Genomic DNA, 19,401 nt, shown 5'->3' with positions numbered 1-19,401 from the left:
GAGCCGGCACGCCGCGAAAAACGCGGGCGGCCAAATCGTATTTCGATCCATGACACGGACAGAAGTAACCTCCGAGCCAATCCGACGTCGGCACCGATGCGCTCGGATCCGGATAGTACATCGGAATGCATCCGAGGTGAGTGCAGATACCCACGTAGACCCCATACTCAGGCTTGATCGACCGATGCCAATTCTTCGCATAGTCGGCTTGCTGGAGTTGCTCCGAACCAGCATCAGCGAGTTGCGACAGCAGCTTTTCGTCCTGCAAAGTCTTGAGCGCGGTCGGCGAACGATTGATCACAAAAACCGGCCGCCCACGCCAGCGAACAACGACCTGCTGCCCCGGTTGCACCTTGCTCAGGTCGAGATCGACGGGACCGCCGGCTGCCAAAGTGGCTTGATCGGGCTCCATCTGAGAAATCAGGGGGACGAGTGCCGCGGCCGCGCCGACCGCACCGACGCATCCTGTCAAGACATATAGGAAATCTCTTCGCGTCTGTTTGTGATCGGAGGGTATTTCTGTTTGATCGACAGGCAAGGTGGTCACGGTTCGCTCCGAGTGTGGCTGCGCCCCCGATCCATCGCCAATGCCTCGTCGGTGACGCAGCACTCTTCGTAATAAGATCGACGATTCCGATAACACGCACGCAACGGCATTTGTTGCCTGCGGTCGTTCAATCATCGGTGACCAATGGTGTGACGTAGCGGGCTACTTCCGAATGATCGACCCCGAGCGTCCCACCAGTTTGGCGAGTTGCTTGAAGCGACTGCCGGCGCGGTCCGCGACCAGATCGACCATGCGATGCTCGAAGATCAGCGACAGCTTGCGTCCCTTGCTGCGGAAGTGCGTTGCCGGCAACACGCCGGGCCGCGCCGCCGAGATCAGATGCGCGACGCGGAATGCCGCTCCAAGAATGCGCGCGCGTTCAAGCATCATCGGCGAGACCAGTGTGCGCACCGCAGGCGGTGATTCATTTTCCTCGCGCAATCCAGCATAACGATAGAACACCGAAAGCGCGACGAACGCGCGCCCTTCGTGAGTGATCTGTCCGAAGTTGCCGTGACAGACGAGATTGAGCGTCTGCTCGCCGCGATAGTCTGGATGCACACGCCAACCGATATCGGACAACAGACAAGCGATGTGACGCAAGCGGCGTTCGACCGGCGTCTCCGGCAGCTTGGCGATCCTTACGAAACTGTCGGTCCACGCGATCAGTTCTTCGGCGTGACGCGCCGAGCGCGACAGCAAAAGGTTCAAGGCTTGCGCGGCACTCGCGAGCCCATCCTTGGCGCGCTCCTGCGCCGGAAGCATCTCGTACAGCAGGCCCTCGCGCACGCCGTAGGTCGAGAACACGATGGCGTCGGGCTTCGCGATCCGAATGATGTGTTCGAGCACCAGCGCCGCGTAAGCCAAAAGCGGTTGCCGCGCATCCGCCACCGCCTCGATATCCGCAAGCGCGTTGGCCGCGATCAGACGACGCAATCGCCGCACGAACGAGAGTGCTTCGGCTGCCGGAATCGAATAGCCGTGCATCACCTTCAGCGGATATCCGCTCTGAATGATGTGAAGACGCGCCAGTGCGCGCCAGGTGCCGCCGACCGCATAGAAGGTGCGGCCCTTGCCTGCCGCAAGCTGCGGTGCGCGGGCCAGTTCGTTGTGCACGATGCGTTGCGCGCGCTTGAGAGACTTCTGCGAGGCGTCCTGCAGCGCGAGACTGCCGAGCGGCAACGTCACGCCGCTGCTGAGCCGATTGCCGCGCACGTCGATCAATTCCAGCGATCCGCCACCGAGGTCGCCGACGAGGCCGTGGGGTTTGTAGACTCCGGACACGACGCCCAGCGCCGAAAGATGCGCCTCACGTTTGCCGGACAGGATTGTGATAGGCGTCCCGCAAATCTTCTCGGCGCGCGCGATGAACTCAGGCCCGTTGGTCGCATCGCGGCACGCTGCGGTGGCAACGGCATAAACCTTGCCGACCTTCATCACTCTGCACAGCGCGCGAAAACGTCGAAGCGACGTCAGCGCTTTGGTAACGGCGTCCGCCGCAAGCAGACCCGTGGTCTGCACTTCGCGGCCAAGACCGCACAGCGCCTTTTCGTTGAAGATGGTCACGAGGCTTCGCGCCGGCGATTCATAGACCACGAGGCGGACGGAATTCGAACCGATGTCGATCACCGCCACGCTGGATGCGCGCTTTCGCGGGCGCACTGTCACCCGACAGATCCTCTATGATGAGGATGACTGCCGTTCCGATTTGCGCGTAAGCCGGCGCGGCGACGATTCCTTGAGTGACTTTCCACGGCCAGAGAGACTCGGATTGGTCATGAAGTAGTTATGCAGATTGAAAGGCTCCTCGCCCTTCGCCGCCTTCATACGCGTTGACGATCCATCCGGCAATAACTGCCAGCTCTGTTCTGTATCCTTCAGGTTTGCGACCATGATCTGTTCGAGAACCTGCTGATGCACCGTCGGATTTTGCAATGGGCACAGCACCTCGACGCGGCGATCGAGATTGCGCGGCATCATGTCCGCCGACGAGATATACACAGCCGCTTTCGGCCCCGGCATCGCATGTCCCATGCCGAAACAGTAGATGCGACCGTGTTCCAGGAATCGACCGATCACCGATTTGACGCGAATGTTGTCGGACAGACCGGGAACACCAGGCCGCAGACAACAGATGCCGCGCACGACGAGTTCGATCGATACGCCCGCCTGCGACGCCGCATAAAGCGCGTCGATGATCTCGGGATCGACCAGTGCATTCATCTTCATCCAGATCGCGGCAGGCTTGCCCTGCCGCATGAATGCGATCTCGCCCTCGATATGATCGAGAATGCGCTTGCGCAGGGTCAGCGGTGACACCGCCATCTTTTCGATGTCGCTCGGCTCCGCATAGCCGGTGATGTAGTTGAACACGCGCGCCGCGTCGCGGCCGATGATCGGGTCCGACGTGAAATACGACAGGTCGGTGTAGATGCGCGCAGTGACGGGATGATAGTTGCCGGTCCCGGTGTGGACATAAGTGGTCAGGCTGCCGCCTTCGCGACGCACGACCAATGACAGTTTGGCGTGCGTCTTCAATTCGAGGAAGCCATACACTACCTGCACGCCGGCACGCTCGAGATCGCGCGACCAGCGGATGTTGGCCTCTTCGTCGAATCTCGCCTTGATCTCGACCAGCGCCGTCACCGACTTGCCGGCTTCCGCCGCTTCCACCAGCGTGCGCACGATCGGGGAATCGCGCGAGGTGCGATACAGCGTCTGCTTGATTGCAACCACATCCGGATCGCGCGCCGCCTGTTGCAGGAATTGCACGACGACGTCGAAGGATTCATACGGGTGATGGACGATCAGATCCTTTTGCCGGATCGCCGCGAAGATGTCGCCACCATGGTCGCGCACCCGCTCGGGATGCCGCGGCACGTAAGGCACGAATTCGAGATCGGGACGATCGAGCCGCGTCAGTTGCGACAGTTCGTTCATCGCCAGCACGCCGTCCACCAACAACACCTCGTCATCGGCGGTCGAGAGCGCGCGTTGCACGAAGGCGCGTAACTCCTCCGGCATCGTCGCTTCGATCTCTAACCGGATCACCGAACCACGACGCCGGCGCTTCAACGCCGTCTCGAACAGCCGCACGAGATCTTCGGCTTCTTCCTCGATTTCCAGTTCGCTGTCGCGAATAACGCGGAACGCCCCCTGCCCCTTGACGAGATAACCGGGAAAGAGACGCCCGATGAACAGGCTGGTGGCCTGCTCCAGCGTCATCAGTCGCACCGTACCGTCCTTGCCGTTGGACGGCATGCGAATGAAGCGATCGATCTTGCCCGGCATGCGGATCAACGCATTCATCGGCTTGCCGTCCGACACTCGGACCAGATGCAATGCGACAGTGAAACCCAGACTCGGAATGAACGGGAACGGATGCGCCGGATCGATCGCCAACGGCGTCAACAGCGGAAAGATGTTGTGAAGGAAGTGATCCTCGACCCAGGCGCGCTCGGCCTTGGTCGCATCCTTGCCGTCCACCATTACGATGCCGACCTCGGCGAGCGTGCCGCGCAGATCGCGCCAGATTGCCTGTTGATCGATGGCGAGTCGCGACACGGTTTCGTTGATGCCGACGAGTTGTTCGGCCGGGGTCAGGCCGTCGGGACTGCGTTCGAGAATGCCTTCACGGACCTGCGCCTTGATGCCGGCGACGCGGACCATAAAGAATTCATCAAGGTTATTTGCGGAAATCGACAGGAAGCGGACTCGCTCCAGCACCGGATGACCGACGTTGACCGCCTCTTCCAGAACCCGGCGATTGAAATGCAGCCAGGACAGTTCCCGGTTGATATAGCGCTCGGGACTTGAGGCAATGGACGGCGCCGCCTCGGAAACGGTCTTTTCGTCTTCAGTAGCAATCGTTTGAATAGCATCCATCGACCGAAATCCAATACAGGGGCAGCGACAACCGCGCCGACCATGTTCTATCGACATGACAATTCAATGACATTGACGGGAGAGGATCAAGCAACGGGATGAATGCATCGTCGCAGGGCAGCGTACGATGTCCTTTCAGGTTTCCGCCCGCGCAAGCCAACGTCACTCGGATCGTCACTCCAGATTGTCTTGCCTCAGCACGTCCGCCGCTAACGCCCGCGTAATCGGCCGGCCAAGCCGCAGGGATTCCGCGTCCAGCCGAGCGATCGCTTCGCGCGCCGCCATCGAGGATCGCTCGATACGGCTGACCAGATAACTCACGACCGCCTCGTCGAGTTGCATCTGCCGATCAGCGCCGAATTTGACGATCAACGCGCGAAACAAGCCGTCGTCCGGTTGCTCGAGAGTAATTACCGGCAATGCCCGGAGTCGGGAGCGCAGGTCGCGCAGCCCGACCTCAAAGGTCGAGGGCGGCTGCCGCGCCGTCATCAAAACGAAGGCTTCGTACTCGCGAGCAAGGTTGAGAAGGTGAAACAGCGCCCTTTCATCCAGAGTTGCCGGATCGACATCCTCGACCACCAGCGCGCCGGTCGCGAGTTCGGCCGGCACCGTCGTTGCCGTCAGGGTATGGGCGGCGGTCACTCGCGCCCCTGCCTCGCTGGCCCAGATCGCAGCCAGATGGCTTTTCCCGGAGCCCTCGGCCCCGACCAGCATCATGATCCGGCTCGGCCAGTCCGGCCAACGATCGATCAGCGCCAGTCCGGCCGTATTGCACGGGCCGTCGAGAAAGTCATCGCGAGACAGGCTCTCGGCGTGCGGCAGGGCAAACGCAAGCTGACGAGGTGGGGCACTGACCGACACGCATTGACTCCGTTCCGGCTTCGCCGGCACTCGACTGCCCTAACGACTTAGCTCGATGGTGCTCATATGGCGGACCCACTCCACCATATAGAAAGCGACCGACAACAGCGTCAGCACCGTGACGCATGCCATCAGGATAAGCTCGTAAGGCGCCGAACTGAAGTTGAATCCCAGCGCGGCCAGAACCAGAGCCGCCAAGGCCACCTGCGCTGCCGTGTTCAGTTTCGACACCATCAGCGGTTTCATCGGCATTGGCTTGCCGAACAACCACGAAATGATGACGGCCCCCACGATCATGATGTCCCGCGACACCACCAGAATGACGATCCAGCGCGGAAACGCACCCCAGATGCCGAGTGCCACATAGATCGAAACCAGCAGCGCCTTGTCCGCCAGTGGATCGAGCAGCGCCCCCAACTCGCTTGCCATGTTGAAGCGCTTGGCCAGAAATCCGTCCACCGCGTCGCTGACGCCGGCAATAACGAAGATTCCGAATGCGATTTTCATTTGTCCGGAGGCAATGGCCCAGACAATCACCGGAACCAGCAGAATGCGGATGAGCGTAATGATGTTCGGGATGCTCACGAGACGTTCCGGACTTTCACCTGTCTCCACAAGGAGTTGGGGCCGCGACCGCGACCACCTCGCTGGCCTTCGACTTCCTGACCAAGGGCGGCAAGCTGATCATCGTGGGCCTGTTCGGCGGCGCCTCATCCTGGCCGATCGCACTGATCCCCATGAAGGCCCTGTCCATCGTCGGCAGCTACGTCGGCAACCTGGCCGAACTGCAGGAACTGATGGAACTGGTGCGGGCCGGCAAGGTGCCGCCCATGCCGGTGCACCGCCATGCGCTGGCCGAAGCCGACAGCGTGCTGGCGTCGCTGCGGGCCGGCAAGGTGGTGGGCCGCGCGGTGCTGACGAACTGAACTAGACGGGCCGCAGGCGCGGATCGTAGATGAAGCGGTCGCGCCGCACCACCACGATGTGCTCGGCGTCGGGGTGCGCCGGATTGATCAGGAAATTGCAGTCCGGAACGCCCCGATAGGGCACGATGGCGCTGGGCAGTTCCAGCAGCGCCGACACGCCGGACTGCACCCAGTTGTCGCCCACGGCCTGCGAGGCTTCGGCGAAAGGCACGGCGTCCCAGAACGGATAATCCTCTTGCAGCTGCGTCAGGCTGAGCGTCTGGCGGGCTTCATGCACGGCGCGCGGCACGGCCAGTTCGATCAGATAGCGGTTGGCCTGCTCGGACGCGCGGGCCGCGAAGTGCACCACGGTTTCCAGCACCGCCAGCGCCACGCTGGCCGAGGCATAGACCACTGACGTGCCCGCGCTGTTGTAGCGCCCGCCGACGGCTGCGGCCCCCGCCCCGCTCAAATCGTCGGCGCGGTACTTGCCTGCGGTCGTGCCGATGCGCCAGATCGAAACACTGTCGTCGGTCATGCGTAGACGCCCGCCGCAGCGCGCGCCAGCGTGTCCTCGACGATGCGGCTGCTGGCGTCGGACGTCAGCAGCGACAAGGGCTTGACGTTGCCCAAGGCGGGCACCGGCGTATTCAGCCACGCCACCGCCTCTTCGTCGCTGCCCAGCACCTGGCGCGCCACCCGCGCCACCCGCGCCACGCGGGCCAGGCGGTCGGACTCGCCCAGGGGCAGCATGAGGCCCTCGCGGCTCCAGCGCGACAGCGAGGCCGCCTTGACCTCGGTGATGGCCATGATCTCGGACTTGGGCACCCGCAGGTAATCGGCGGCGTCATCCACCATCTGCGCCGGCAGGCCGCGGCGCACGTCGCGCGCCATGTCGACCAGGGGGCTGTCGACCAGACTGCGGAACAACTGTTTGGCACGCGCGGCGGCATGACGCGACGGACGTTTGGCGGTGTTTTTTTCGAGGGCGGCTACGCTCATGGCCTGGCTCCTGCAAGTTGGGGCGCCACGGTTGCGGGCGCACCAGAAAATTCCAAATTGAATTCATGATATCTCATTTGGAATTCCCATCACAAGACCCGTCCCCATGCACGCCCTGCCCCGGGGCAGGCCTGGATTTGGGCATATCATAGGCGGCTGTAACACGATTAATCAGACACTAATAAGGACTGGCGATGACGGACCGGCAGCTGACGATACTCGCGGCGTTGAATCTCATGGTGGCGGTGGGCGCCGGGGCGTTTGGCGCCCATGGCCTCAAGCGCATGCTCACGCCGGAACTGCTGTCCGTCTGGCAGACCGGCGTGCTGTATCACCTGATCCACGCGCTGGGCCTGTTCGTGGTCGCGCTGCTGGGCGCCCGCTACGGCTCGCCCCTGCTGTCCGCGGCGGGCGTGGTGATGTTCGTCGGCATTGTGCTGTTCAGCGGCAGCCTGTACGTGCTGTCCCTGACGGGCACGCACTGGCTGGGCGCGGTCACCCCTTTCGGCGGCGTCGCCTTCCTGGCGTCCTGGGGCATGGTCGCGCTGGCGGCCTATCGCGCCCAGGGCTGATCCTCCTCCTCTTTTCCGTTTCAGGCGGCAGGAACCGCCCCCCTCCCAGGCTGTAGATGTCCACTTCTTCCGTATTGCCCGCCACCCAAACCCAATCCGCCGCCGCAGGCATTGCCTGCGTGGTGGCCGGCATTTTCTTCCTGACCTTGAGCGACGCCAACGCCAAATGGCTGGGCGCCCACTACAACCCGCTGCAGATCCTGTTCCTGCGGGCGCTCATCGCCCTGCCTTTCGTCACCGCGCTGGCGCTTTGGCTGGGCGGGCGCCGGGTATTGCGCACCGCCCATCCCGGGCTGCACCTCGCGCGCGGCGCCATCAACGTGGTGTCGGCCTACTGCTTCTATCTGGGGCTGCGCACGCTGCCGCTGGCCGAGGCTACCGCCATCGCCTTTGCCGCGCCGCTGTTCGTGACGGCGCTGTCGGTCCTGGTCCTGAAAGAGCGCGTGGACGGCAAGCGCTGGCTGGCCGTGCTGGCCGGTTTTGCCGGCGTGCTGATCGTGGTGCGGCCCGGCGCCGCCACCTTCCAGGCCGCAACCCTGCTGCCGCTGATCACCGCCATGCTCTACGGGGTAATGATGATCACGGCCCGCGGCATCAACCGCAACGAAGGCATGCTGACGACCACGCTGTACATCGTGCTGGGCCAACTGGTCTGTAGCGCGGTCGCCCTGCCCCTGGTCTGGGAGCCGCCGGCGATGGCGGACCTGCCGTATTTCGGCGCGGTCGCGCTGTTCAGCACCCTGGGCCTGGCGCTGATCACGCAGGGATTCCGCATCGGCCCCGCCTCGGTGGTCGCGCCCTTCGACTACACCGGGCTGATCTGGGCCGCCATCCTGGGCTGGATCTTCTGGCACGAGACCCCGGACGCCTATGCCTATCTGGGCGCGCTCTTCATCGCCGGCAGCGGCGTCTACATCGCCGTGCGCGAAGCGCGGGCCAAGTCGAAAACTCGCAAGCGGCTCAAAGCCTGACGCCGGGCTACTCCGTGGGCGGCGGAAAGTGCCGCCGCAGCACCCGCTCCACGTTGGGTTCGAGCGCCGCCTCGCGCGCCACAGCCATCAAGGCCGGGCACTCGGACGCGAACCATGCCGGCCCCGGACGCCAGCGCGTCATCACGGTCACATATAGGTCCAGCGCCGAAAAACGCCGGCCCAGCATGTGCGGCGCGCCAGCCTGGCGCTCCAGTTCCAGCCAGATGTCCGCCCGCCGCGAGTGCACTCTCTCGCGCAGCAGTTCGGCGGCTGGGCCCGCGCTGGTCCATTGCGGAGGGTCATCGCCATAGGTGAAGGTGGGATAGACGGCCGCCACCAGGCGGATCAGCAGATTGAGAAAGCGCGCCCGCTCCGGCTTGTCCGCCCCAGGCGCCAGCCCGGCTTGGGGCGCCACGTCATTCAGGTGCAGGATCATGGCGGCGCTCTCGGTCATGACCTCGCCGTCCGGCAGCACCAGGGTGGGCACCTGCCCCAGGGGATTCAATCGCAACAGCCTGTCCCGCTGGTCGCAGGGTTTGAGGTACGGCAGGTCCGTCAGCGTATGCGGCACGTTGGCCAGCACCAGCGCCATCTCGACAATGGCGGATCCGCAACCGGCGGACCCGATCAGCTCATACGATTTCATGGCGTTCACCCCCCCTGTTCGGCCGGCGCCAGGCGCAGCAATTCGCCCGGCGAGGCATCGGTCAACACGTACACATAGCCGTCCGGCCCCAGCCGCACGTCGCGTATCCGCTGCTTGCGGTCCGTCAGCAGCCACTCCTGGGCCGTCACGCGATCGCCGTCCAAGGTCAGGCGGATGAGATTCTGGTTGGCGAGAGCGCCGATGAATACGGAATTACGCCAGGCGGGGAAACGGTCCGCGTTGTAGAAAGCCATGCCGCTGATGGCCGGCGACTTCGGCCACCAGTACAGCGGCGCCTCCATGCCAGGCAGGTCCGCACCCTTCGCTTCGGGTATGGGCTGGCCCGAATAGTTGATGCCGTGGGTGGCCAGCGGCCAGCCGTAGTTCTTGCCGCGCTGGACCAGATTGATCTCGTCGCCGCCGCGCGGCCCGTGTTCGTTTTCCCAGAGCTGGCCGGTCCAGGGATTGAGCGCCATGCCTTGAGGGTTGCGATGTCCGTAGGACCAGATCTCCGGTCGCGCACCGGCCTGGCCCACGAAGGGGTTGTCCGGCGGCACTGAGCCATCTGTCTTCAGCCGCACCACCTTGCCTTGCAGCTTGTCCAGATCCTGCGCGGTGGGCCGCTGGTTGTTTTCGCCCAGCGAGATGTAGAGATAGCCCTTGCCGTCGAACACCAGCCGCGAGCCGTAGTGCAGGCCCGACGACAGCTTGGGTTCCTGCCGGAACAGCACGCGGAAACCCTCCAGCGCCGTGCCATCGGCGGACAGCCGACCACGGCCGACGGCGGTGCCGCTCTTCGAACCGTCGGCCTCCGCATACGACAGGTAGACATAGCGGTCCTGGGCAAAGTCCGGCGACAGCGCCACGTCCAGCAGGCCGCCCTGGCCTTGCGCCGCGACCTTGGGCACGCCGGCCAGCGGCTTGGACAACCCGCCCGGTATACGCAGCAGCCTGAGGTTGCCGGGACGCTCCGTGATCAGCACGCCGCCTTCGGGCAGGAAGGCCATGGCCCAGGGATGGTTCAGGCCGCCCACCACCGCCGTGACGCGGGCCGGGACGGATGCGGGTTCGGGACCTGGCTGTGCCGACACCGGCAGCGCGGCGGACAGGCAGAGCGACAGAAGCAACGCGCGCGCGATCGCGGCGGGACGTGACGGCATGGGCATCTCCGGCAACGGGTGGCGTACCATATCGGCCAGGAACGGAGATCCCCGTCCTTGCTCTCAGGAGACCCCATCTGATGAAACTGTACTACATGCCCGGCGCGTGCTCGCTCGCATCCCACATCGTTCTGGAATGGATCGGCAAACCCTACGAAACGCACAAGCTGAGCCGCGACGAGCTCAAGGGCCCGGAGTTCCTGAAGGTCAACCCGCTGGGCGCCGTGCCGGCCCTGGCGCACGATGGCTGGACCGTCACGCAGAACGCCGCCATCCTCGAATACCTGGCTGAACATGCCCCGGAACTGAATCTGCTGGGCGACGGCACGCCGCGCTCGCGGGCCGAAGTGCGCCGCTGGCTCGGCTTCATCAACTCGGACATCCACAAGACCTTCTCGATGATCTTCGGCGCGCCGCGTTTCCTGGGCGACGAGGCCGCGCAGAAGGAACTGGCGGCTTCCGCGTCCGCGCTGCTGACCAAGCTGTTCGCGCAGCTGGACGGCCAGCTCGCCGGCAAGTCCTACCTGACCGGCGACAAGCCCTCCATCGCCGACGCCTACCTGTACGTGGTGCTGCGCTGGGCGCACGGCAAGGAAGTGAACCTGTCGGGGCAGGACAACCTGGCCGCCTTCTTCAAGCGCATGGAAGCCGACAAGGGCGTCCAGGCCGCGCTCAAGGCCGAGGGCCTGTAAGGCCTTCTGGGGCTTGCGCAGACCAGCGCAAGCCCTCAGCTGGAAGCGTCCGGCGCCTCCGTCAGATCAGGCGGCGCGCCTTCTTCCAGCGTCTTCTTCACCGCCGCCAGAAAGCGCCGCGCCAACAAGGGCGGCGCGCTCAGATTCGAATGCGTGGCCCAGATGTCCACGCTGGCCTGCGGCGATATCGGCCGCAACGCCATGTGCGCGGCCTGATCCGGCGTCACGCACCAGGCGTCGACCAGCGCCGGTCCCAAGCCCTGCTGCACGAACGAACAGGCGGTCACGGGCGAATGCACCTCAACCGCCGCCGCGCATGCCGGCCCCTCGCCGAAGAAGGGCTTGAGCGCCCGCGCCAGCGGCGTGTCGCGCGGATAGCCGATCCAGGCCGCCGTGGAGAAATCCTCCGGCCGCACGACGTCGCGCGCCGCCAGCGGATGGTTGGCAGGCAGCGCACAGATGATCGGCACCTGCGCCAGGCGCACGGACCGCAGGTTGGGATGATCGGGCGGCTGCATGGAAACGCCGATGTCCGCCTGGCCCGACAGGAAATACGCTGCCAGTTCATCGAAGGTCACGCTGCGGTAATCGACCCGCGCATCCGCATTGCGGCCGCGGAAGCGGTCCAGCGCCATCGGTATCAGGCGCTGCCCGAAACTGGCGCTGGCGACGATCTTGAGCATGCCCGCGCCCGATTGGCCCAGGCTGGCGGCCAGGTCGTTCACGCGCTGGATGCCGCCATAGACCTGCTCGACTTCCGCGTATAGCCGCCGCGCCTCGGCCGTGGGCGACAGCCGGCTCTTCACGCGTTCGAACAGTTTGTAGCCCAGCCGGCTCTCGGTCAGCGCCAGCACGCGGCTGACCGCGGGCTGCGACACGTGCAGCATGCGCCCCGCGCCGCTGATCGATCCGGCCATCATGATGGCCCGGAACACCTCGATCTGGCGCAGATTCAAAGGCCGTCCGGCGGTGGGTCCGACCTCGTCCGCGTAGGCATGCGCATCCATTTTTTCCCCTGGCAATTCAGCCCCAAACCGATAACGCCCGATTATAGGTTTTCGACATTTTTCGATGAGGGCGCGCGCCGCCCCGAGGTGTAACCTGCCCGCCTCAACACTAGAAAACCAGGGGAAATCCACCATGCACAGCAAAGTCATCCGCGGCCTTTCCGCGCTGGCGCTCGGCGCCGTCCTGTCCGCCGCGGCCACCGCCGGCGCCTATCCCGACAAGCCCATCACCTTCGTGGTACCGTCCGCCGCCGGCGGCTCGCCCGACGTGCTGTCGCGCCTGATCACGACCCAGCTGGCGCGCGACACCGGCGCCACCGTGGTGGTCGAAAACCGCCCCGGCGCCGCCGGCAATATCGGCATCGCCCTGGTCAAGCGCGCCGCGCCCGACGGCTACACGGTCGGCTACGGCAACATCAACACGCTGGCCGTGAACCGCTCGCTGTTCAAGCGTCTGCCGTATGACGTGGACCAGGACCTGACCCCGGTGGCGCATCTGTTCGACCTGTACAACGCGCTGATCGTGCCCGCCGATTCGCCGGTCAAGAGCGTGCAGGACCTGATCGACCGCGCCCGCAAGGAACCCGGCCGCCTGTCCTACGGCGCATCGGGCGTGGGCACCACCGGCCACATGGGCGGGGAACTGTTCAAAAGCATGGCCAAGATCAACGTCATGTTCATCCCCTACAACGGCGGCCCCGCCGCCATCCAGGACCTGCTGGGCGGCCGCCTCGACTACCTGTTCGTCAACACCTCGGAAGCGACCCCGCTGGTCAAGAGCGGCAAGGTCCGCGCCATCGGTGTAAGCAGCCTGAAGCGCCTGGCGCTGATGCCCGACGTCCCTACCCTGGACGAAGCCGGCCTGAAGGGCTACGAGACCGTCGCCTGGGGCGGCGTGGTCGCGCCCAAGGGCACGCCGCCGGAAGTGGTGGCCACGCTGAACGCCGCCATCCAGAAGGCGCTGCAGGCGCCTGACGTGCGCACCGGCCTGGCCACGCTGGGCGCGGAGCCGGCCAGCGGCTCGCCTGCCGACTTCAAACAGCTGATCGACCGCGAAACCGCCAAGTGGCAACAGATCATCGACGGCGCCGGCATCGAGAAACTCGATTGAACATGAGCACGCGCATGCTGCAAGCAGACTTCATCGTGGCGGGCGCCATGCTCGTCGATGGCACCGGCGGACCCGCCCGCCAGGGCGACCTGGCTGTGCGCGACGGGCGCATCGCGGCGGTGGGCGAATTCGCCCATCCCGCTGGCGTGCCGGTCATCGACGCCGCAGGCCTGACGCTGACTCCCGGCTTCATCGATTCCCACACCCACGACGACGGCTACCTGCTGGCGCACCCGGACATGCTGCCCAAGGTCTCGCAGGGCATCACCACCGTGGTCACCGGCAATTGCGGCATCAGCCTGGCCCCGTTGACCGGCACCGCAATCCCGCAGCCGCTGGATCTGCTGGGCCCGGCCGACCTGTTCCGTTTCGGCACCTTCCGCGCCTGGATGGACGCGCTGCGCGCCACGCCCGCCGCCGTCAACGTCGCGCCCCTGGTCGGCCACACCACGCTGCGCGTGGCCGTCATGGCAGACACCTCGCGCGCCGCCGACGCGGACGAGCGCGCCGCCATGCGCGAATTGCTGCAAGAAGCGCTGGACGCGGGCGCCTTCGGCGTTTCCACCGGCACCTTCTACCCGCCGGCCAGCGCCGCGCCCACCGACGAAATCATCGAGGTCTGCGCGCCGCTGCGCGGCCGTCCCGGCGTGTACGCCACCCATCTGCGCGACGAGGCCGACCACATCGTGCCGGCAATGGAAGAAGCGCTGCTGATCGGCCGCGAACTCGATTGCCGCGTGGTCTTCTCGCACCACAAGCTGGCCGGCGAACGCAACCACGGCCGCAGCCGCGAAACGCTGGACCTGATCAGCCGCGCCGCCGCCACCCAGGCTGTGTGCCTGGATTGCCATCCCTATCCCGCCACCTCCACCATGCTGCGGCTGGACCGGGCGCGGCTGGCCAGCCGCACCATGATCACCTGGTCCAAGGGCTACCCCGAGGCCACCGGCCGCGACTTCAGCGAGGTCATGGCCGAATTGGGCCTGGACGACGAGGCCGCCATCGCCCGCCTGGCGCCCGCCGGCGCCATCTACTTCCTGATGGACCCGGCGGACGTCGGCCGCATCTTCTCGCATCCACTGACCATGGTGGGTTCCGACGGCCTGCCGTTCGACCCGCATCCGCATCCGCGCCAATGGGGCACCTTCACCAACGTGCTGCGCGCCATGGTGCGCGAACAAGGCCTGCTGACACTCGAAACCGCCATCCACAAGATGACCGGCCTCGCCGCGGACCAATACGGCATCGCGCAGCGCGGCCTGCTGCGGGAGGGGTATCATGCTGACCTGGTGCTGTTCGATCCCGCCACGGTGACAGATGTGGCCACTTTTTCAGCTCCCATTCAGGCAAGTCAGGGCATCCAGGCAGTTTGGGTCAATGGCAAGCAGGTGTGGGATGGGGAACGAACCGGCGCCGAACGCCCGGGCCAGGTTTTGACGCCCGGGATGGCATTACCTCGGAGTGAATAACGTGAACAACTATTCCCAGGGTTGTTACCTGGGTGTATTGGGCGGCATGGGCCCCATGGCCGGCGCGGCCTTTGCCCTGCGTCTGGCGGCGCTGACGCCCGCCGCGATCGACCAGCAGCACATCCCCACGTTGCTGCGCAACGACCCCCGCATCCCCGACCGCTCCAGCGCCTACATGGCCGGCGGCGAGAATCCCCTGCCCTACATGCAGGAAGGCGTGCGCTTCCTGCAGCAGGCCGGCGCGCAGCTCATCGCCATCCCGTGCAACACGGCCCACCTCTGGTACGACCAGATCGCCGCGTCCGCCGGCGTACCCGTGCTGCATATCATCCAGGCCGTGATCGACGATCTGCGCCGCCTGGGCCTGCCCGCCGGCCGCATCGGCCTGATGGGCACCGCCGCCACCTTGAAGCTGGGCCTCTACCAGCAGCATCTGGAAGCGCAAGGCTATGAATGCATCGTGCCGGACGACGATGAAGTCGAGCGCTACTGCATGGGCTCGATCCGCGCGGTCAAGGCCAATCGCCTGGAGGACGCCTACGACCCGGCCGCCGAATGCATCGCCCGCCTCAAGGCGCGCGGCGCCGACGCCGTGGTGCTGGGCTGCACCGAACTGCCGCTGGCCGTGCCGCACGCGCTGCGCCCCAGCCTGGGCGTGACGCTGACGGATTCGATCGACGCGCTGGCGCGGGCAGCGATCGCGCACTATCAAGCTGAGGAACTGGCGGCGGCCTGAGCCGCCCGTCTGAGAGCTGGGACGCGAAAAAAAAAGGCGCATCTTGCGATGCGCCCCAATTTCCCTTCGCGGGGAATAGCTATCAACCGCCCAGATACGCCTTGCGCACCTGGTCGTTGACCAGCAGGTTGGCGCCGGTGTCCTGCAACACCACGCGACCGTTTTCCAGCACATAGCCGCGGTCGGCCACGCCCAACGCCTTGTTGGCGTTCTGCTCGACCAGGAACACGGTCACGCCCTGTTCGCGGATCTCGCGGATGATGTCGAATATCTGGGCGATCACCAGCGGGGCCAGGCCCAGCGTCGGCTCGTCCAGCAGCAACAGGCGCGGCCGCGTCATCAGTGCGCGGCCGATGGCCAGCATCTGCTGCTCGCCGCCCGACATCAGCCCGGCGCGCTGGCTGGCGCGCTCTTTCAAGCGCGGGAACAGCCCGTACACATGGTCGATGCCCGCCTGGATCTCGTCGCGCTTGGCGAAGAAGCCGCCCATCATCAGGTTCTCGGCCACGGTCAGGTCTTTGAAGACCCGCCGCCCCTCCGGCGAAATGGCGATGCCATTGCGCATGATGTGGTGCGTGTCCTTGTGGGTGATGTCCTCGCCCTCGAACGTGATCTTGCCTTCCTTGGCCCGGGGATTGCCGCAGACCGTCATCAGCAGCGTCGTCTTGCCCGCGCCGTTGGCGCCGATCAGCGTGACGATCTCGCCCTTGTTGACTTCTACCGACACCCCGTTCAGCGCCTGGATGGCGCCGTAGTAGGTATGAATGTTGTCCAGCTTAAGCATTATTCCTCCCCCAGGTACGCTTTGATGACGCGCTCGTCGTTGCGCACCTGCTCGGGGGTGCCGGTAGTGATGGGCTTGCCGTGCTCCATGACCAGGATGCGGTCGGAGATGCCCATGATCAGGCTCATGTCGTGCTCGATCAGCAGCACCGCGACACCGAACTCGCGCCGCAGCTGGTCGATCAGCGACTGCAGATCGCGCTTCTCCTGAGGGTTCAGGCCCGCCGCCGGTTCGTCCAGCATCAGCAGGCGCGGCTTGGTGATCATGCAGCGCGCGATCTCCAGGCGGCGCTGGTGGCCGTAGGCCAGGTTGCCGGCTTCGCGGTTGGCGAACTCACGCAAGCCCATGAAATCCAGCCATTGCGCCGCGCGCGCCAGCGCATCGGTCTCGGACTGGCGATAGGACTTGAGCTTGAGCAGGCCCGGCAAAAGCCGCGACTCCACCTGGGTATGCTGCGCCACCAGCAGGTTTTCCAGCACGGTCAGCTGCTTGAACAGGCGCACGTTCTGGAAGGTACGCACCAGGCCGTGGCGCGCCACCTTATGGCTGGGCAGACCGGTGATGGCCTTGCCGTCCATGGTAATGTCGCCCGCCGTCGGCGCATAGAAGCCGCCCACGCAGTTGAACACGGTGGTCTTGCCGGCCCCGTTGGGACCGATGATGGCGAACACCTCGTCGGATTTGACTTCGAACGCCACGCTGTCGACCGCCAGCAGGCCGCCGAACCGCATGGTGAGTCCGGATACTTTCAGCAATGCCTCGCTCATTTAGCCAGCTCCACGTGGGGACGCTTCATGGGCAACAACCCCTGCGGACGCCACATCATCATCAATACCATCACCAGGCCGAACATCAGCATCCGGTACTCGGCGAACTCGCGCGCGACTTCCGGCAGCACCGTCAGCAGCACGGCCGCCAGGATCACGCCCACCTGCGAGCCCATGCCGCCCAGCACCACGATGGCCAGGATCAGCGCGGACTCGATGAACGTGAAGGACTCCGGGTTCACCATGCCCTGGCGCGCCGCGAAGAACGCGCCGCCGAAACCGGCGAACATGGCGCCCAGCGTGAACGCGGACAGCTTGATGCGCGTGGGGTTCAATCCCAGCGAACGGCATGCGATCTCATCTTCGCGCAGCGCTTCCCAGGCGCGCCCGACCGGCATGCGGATCAGCCGGGTCGAAACGAACAGCGTGGCCAACGCCAGCAGCAGCGCCATCAGGTACAGATAGACCACCATGTGCTGGTTCTGGAAGGTCCAGCCCATGAATTCATGGAACGTGGTGCCCCCTTCCGTGCTGGCGCGGCGCGTCATTTCCATGCCGAACACCGTCGGCTTGGGAATGCCCGAAATGCCATCCGGGCCGCCCGTCAACGTGTTCAGGTTGATCAGCAACAGGCGGATCATTTCACCGAAGCCCAGCGTCACGATCGCCAGGTAGTCACCGCGCAGCCGCAATACCGGAAAGCCCAGGATGAAGCCGAACAGCGCCGACATGGCGCCCGCGAACGGCAGCGCTTCCCAGAAGCTCCAGCCGCCCCAGTGGTACAGCAAGGCGTACGTATAGGCGCCCACCGCATAGAAGCCCACGAAGCCCAGGTCCAGCAGGCCCGCGAAACCCACCACGATGTTCAGGCCCAGGCCCAGCATCACGTAGATCAGCACCAGCGTGGCGATGTCCACCGAGCTGCGGCCGGCAAAGAACGGCCAGATCACCGCGATCGCCAACAGCAGCAGCGCAAGCGGCTTGTGAGTGCTGGCCGGCGCGGCCGGCAGCGTGGGCATGCTGGTCTTCAGCTTCTGGAACGGTTTGGCGATCCAGGGCCGCAGCAGCTGGAAGAAGAACACCACCGCAGCGGCAATCGCCACCAGGGACCAGTTCGACTCCATCGTGGTGCGGGCGCCCTGGCGGATCAGCTGCAGGCCGAAGACGGGGGTGACGATGACGGCCGTCAGCACGGCCGCCATCGTGGCGTTTTTCAGATTGTTGTTCGACATCAGACTTTTTCCACCTCAGGTTTGCCCAACAGCCCGGTGGGACGGAACAGCAGGATCAGGATCAGCAGCGAGAACGCCACGATGTCCTTGTACTGCGAGGAGATGTAGGCAGCCGCGAAGGTCTCGGCCAGCCCCAGCAGCACGCCGCCCAGCATGGCGCCGGGGATGCTGCCGATGCCGCCCAGCACTGCCGCGGTAAAAGCCTTGATGCCGGCCAGGAAGCCGATGAAGGGATTGAGCTTGCCGATGGTGATGGCGATCAGCACGCCGCCCACCGCCGCCAGGATCGCGCCCATCACGAAGGTGAACGAGATAACGCGGTTGGTGTCGATGCCCAGCAGGTTCGCCATGTGCATGTCCTGCGAGCAGGCGCGCGAGGCGCGGCCCATGCGGGAATACTTGATGAACAACGTCAGTCCGATCATCAGCAGCACCGTGACCACGATGATCATGATGCGCGAATACGGCACCGTCACGTCGAAGTCGGAGCCCATGTGGAACTGCACGGCGCCCGACACCAGCGATGGCACCGCCATGTCGCGCGCGCCCTGCCCCAGGGCCACCCAGTTCTGCAGGAAGATCGACATGCCGATGGCGGAGATCAGCGCCACCAGGCGGGGACTGCCGCGCACGGGCCGGTAGGCGACGCGTTCGACGCTGAACCCGTAGATGCCGGTGACGACAATGGCCACGACCAGCATGGCCGCGATGATGAACGGTATCGGCAAGCCGCTATTGGTGCCGATGGCCGTCAGGGTGACCAGGCCGACATAGGCGCCGATCATATAGATTTCGCCGTGAGCGAAGTTGATCATACCGATGATGCCGTAGACCATTGTGTAGCCGATGGCAATCAACGCATAGATCGCGCCCAGAGACAATCCGTTGAAGAATTGCTGGGTAAGTTGGGGTATGAGGTCGGACATTATTTCTCTTGCTCCAAATGGTTCCGGCCCCGGTGGTAAGACCCGGAGCCGGAAACCTGGGCGTATTTTATAAGGGCCTGGCATCTGCGCCTGCCGGCCGCACAGCGCTTTTGGCGCATCGCTACGCG

General features: G+C 65.0%; 20 protein-coding genes and 1 pseudogene. 7 read left to right on the top strand and 14 right to left on the bottom strand.

The features are described from left to right. The 5 genes from petA to WBB14_RS26160 all read right to left on the bottom strand — a co-directional run. Positions 1-547 (bottom strand): ubiquinol-cytochrome c reductase iron-sulfur subunit (gene petA / locus WBB14_RS26180; RefSeq protein WP_424242345.1); only part of this gene is annotated, 547 nt, incomplete at its 3' end. A gap of 162 nt (positions 548-709) precedes the next feature. Beyond that, complete coding sequence (ppx, locus tag WBB14_RS26175; protein ID WP_424242344.1) at positions 710-2,182, bottom strand: exopolyphosphatase; 1,473 nt, start codon at positions 2,180-2,182, stop codon at positions 710-712. Between the two features lie 45 nt (positions 2,183-2,227). Continuing rightward, positions 2,228-4,432 (bottom strand): RNA degradosome polyphosphate kinase, encoded by a 2,205-nt coding sequence (locus WBB14_RS26170; protein ID WP_424242343.1) that lies wholly within the window; start codon positions 4,430-4,432, stop codon positions 2,228-2,230. 174 nt (positions 4,433-4,606) lie between these two features. Further along, positions 4,607-5,293 (bottom strand): HdaA/DnaA family protein, encoded by a 687-nt coding sequence (locus WBB14_RS26165; protein ID WP_424242342.1) that lies wholly within the window; start codon positions 5,291-5,293, stop codon positions 4,607-4,609. Between the two features lie 39 nt (positions 5,294-5,332). Next, positions 5,333-5,878, bottom strand: coding sequence for a CDP-alcohol phosphatidyltransferase family protein (locus WBB14_RS26160; RefSeq protein WP_424242341.1), 546 nt, complete (start codon positions 5,876-5,878; stop codon positions 5,333-5,335). Positions 5,879-5,922: 44 nt separating this feature from the next. On the opposite strand from WBB14_RS26160, the pseudogene WBB14_RS26155 reads away from it, so the two are divergent. Next, positions 5,923-6,219, top strand: a pseudogene (locus WBB14_RS26155) (zinc-binding dehydrogenase); the annotation flags it as partial. 1 nt (position 6,220) lies between these two features. Here the strand turns inward: WBB14_RS26155 and WBB14_RS26150 are convergent. Then, positions 6,221-6,736 (bottom strand): RES family NAD+ phosphorylase, encoded by a 516-nt coding sequence (locus WBB14_RS26150; protein WP_424242340.1) that lies wholly within the window; start codon positions 6,734-6,736, stop codon positions 6,221-6,223. Beyond that, positions 6,733-7,200 (bottom strand): type II RES/Xre toxin-antitoxin system antitoxin, encoded by a 468-nt coding sequence (gene parS / locus WBB14_RS26145; RefSeq protein ID WP_424242339.1) that lies wholly within the window; start codon positions 7,198-7,200, stop codon positions 6,733-6,735. The genes WBB14_RS26150 and parS overlap by 4 nt, the downstream gene beginning before the upstream one ends. A gap of 194 nt (positions 7,201-7,394) precedes the next feature. On the opposite strand from parS, the gene WBB14_RS26140 reads away from it, so the two are divergent. Beyond that, entirely contained in the window at positions 7,395-7,772 is a 378-nt protein-coding gene (locus tag WBB14_RS26140) for a DUF423 domain-containing protein (RefSeq protein ID WP_207465043.1), read from the top strand. A 56-nt stretch (positions 7,773-7,828) separates the two neighbouring features. Beyond that, a complete protein-coding gene (locus tag WBB14_RS26135) occupies positions 7,829-8,743 on the top strand; it encodes a DMT family transporter (RefSeq protein ID WP_424242338.1) in 915 nt (304 codons plus the stop codon). 7 nt (positions 8,744-8,750) lie between these two features. Here WBB14_RS26135 and WBB14_RS26130 read toward each other — a convergent pair whose 3' ends face one another. After that, the gene (locus tag WBB14_RS26130) at positions 8,751-9,389 is read right to left on the bottom strand and encodes a glutathione S-transferase family protein (protein ID WP_424242337.1); all 639 of its coding nucleotides are present in this window, start codon (positions 9,387-9,389) and stop codon (positions 8,751-8,753) included. Between the two features lie 5 nt (positions 9,390-9,394). Beyond that, entirely contained in the window at positions 9,395-10,549 is a 1,155-nt protein-coding gene (locus WBB14_RS26125) for a PQQ-dependent sugar dehydrogenase (protein WP_424242336.1), read from the bottom strand. Between the two features lie 80 nt (positions 10,550-10,629). Between WBB14_RS26125 and WBB14_RS26120 the strand changes: the two genes are divergently transcribed. Beyond that, positions 10,630-11,241: a glutathione S-transferase family protein gene (locus WBB14_RS26120; protein ID WP_424242335.1), complete on the top strand. Its 612-nt coding sequence runs from the start codon at positions 10,630-10,632 to the stop codon at positions 11,239-11,241. A gap of 35 nt (positions 11,242-11,276) precedes the next feature. Here WBB14_RS26120 and WBB14_RS26115 read toward each other — a convergent pair whose 3' ends face one another. Next, positions 11,277-12,248: a LysR family transcriptional regulator gene (locus tag WBB14_RS26115; protein WP_424242334.1), complete on the bottom strand. Its 972-nt coding sequence runs from the start codon at positions 12,246-12,248 to the stop codon at positions 11,277-11,279. A gap of 133 nt (positions 12,249-12,381) precedes the next feature. On the opposite strand from WBB14_RS26115, the gene WBB14_RS26110 reads away from it, so the two are divergent. From WBB14_RS26110 to WBB14_RS26100, 3 genes are read left to right on the top strand one after another with little or no spacing between them, the layout of a single operon-like run. Continuing rightward, entirely contained in the window at positions 12,382-13,359 is a 978-nt protein-coding gene (locus tag WBB14_RS26110; protein WP_424242333.1) for a Bug family tripartite tricarboxylate transporter substrate binding protein, read from the top strand. Positions 13,360-13,361: 2 nt separating this feature from the next. Next, positions 13,362-14,828 carry an N-acyl-D-amino-acid deacylase family protein gene (locus WBB14_RS26105; protein WP_424242332.1) on the top strand — a complete coding sequence of 489 codons (1,467 nt, stop codon included), beginning with the start codon at positions 13,362-13,364 and terminating at the stop codon, positions 14,826-14,828. A gap of 1 nt (position 14,829) precedes the next feature. Continuing rightward, a complete protein-coding gene (locus WBB14_RS26100; RefSeq protein ID WP_424242331.1) occupies positions 14,830-15,564 on the top strand; it encodes an aspartate/glutamate racemase family protein in 735 nt (244 codons plus the stop codon). Between the two features lie 82 nt (positions 15,565-15,646). Here WBB14_RS26100 and WBB14_RS26095 read toward each other — a convergent pair whose 3' ends face one another. The 4 genes from WBB14_RS26095 to livH are packed head-to-tail and all read right to left on the bottom strand — an operon-like array spanning position 15,647 to position 19,273. Then, complete coding sequence (locus WBB14_RS26095) at positions 15,647-16,348, bottom strand: ABC transporter ATP-binding protein (RefSeq protein ID WP_424242330.1); 702 nt, start codon at positions 16,346-16,348, stop codon at positions 15,647-15,649. Next, entirely contained in the window at positions 16,348-17,115 is a 768-nt protein-coding gene (gene livG, locus WBB14_RS26090) for a high-affinity branched-chain amino acid ABC transporter ATP-binding protein LivG (RefSeq protein ID WP_013393946.1), read from the bottom strand. The genes WBB14_RS26095 and livG overlap by 1 nt, the downstream gene beginning before the upstream one ends. Further along, the gene (locus tag WBB14_RS26085) at positions 17,112-18,347 is read right to left on the bottom strand and encodes a high-affinity branched-chain amino acid ABC transporter permease LivM (RefSeq protein ID WP_013393947.1); all 1,236 of its coding nucleotides are present in this window, start codon (positions 18,345-18,347) and stop codon (positions 17,112-17,114) included. The genes livG and WBB14_RS26085 overlap by 4 nt, the downstream gene beginning before the upstream one ends. Further along, on the bottom strand, positions 18,347-19,273 hold the full coding sequence (gene livH, locus WBB14_RS26080; protein ID WP_013393948.1) for a high-affinity branched-chain amino acid ABC transporter permease LivH: 927 nt from the start codon (positions 19,271-19,273) through the stop codon (positions 18,347-18,349). The genes WBB14_RS26085 and livH overlap by 1 nt, the downstream gene beginning before the upstream one ends. Positions 19,274-19,401: the final 128 nt, after the last annotated feature.

Source organism: Achromobacter sp. (assembly GCF_049647645.1).
Taxonomy (GTDB): Bacteria; Pseudomonadota; Gammaproteobacteria; order Burkholderiales; family Burkholderiaceae_B; genus Achromobacter.
Note: the sequence above shows the minus strand (reverse complement) of the source record. Positions and strands in the feature narration are given on the sequence as shown.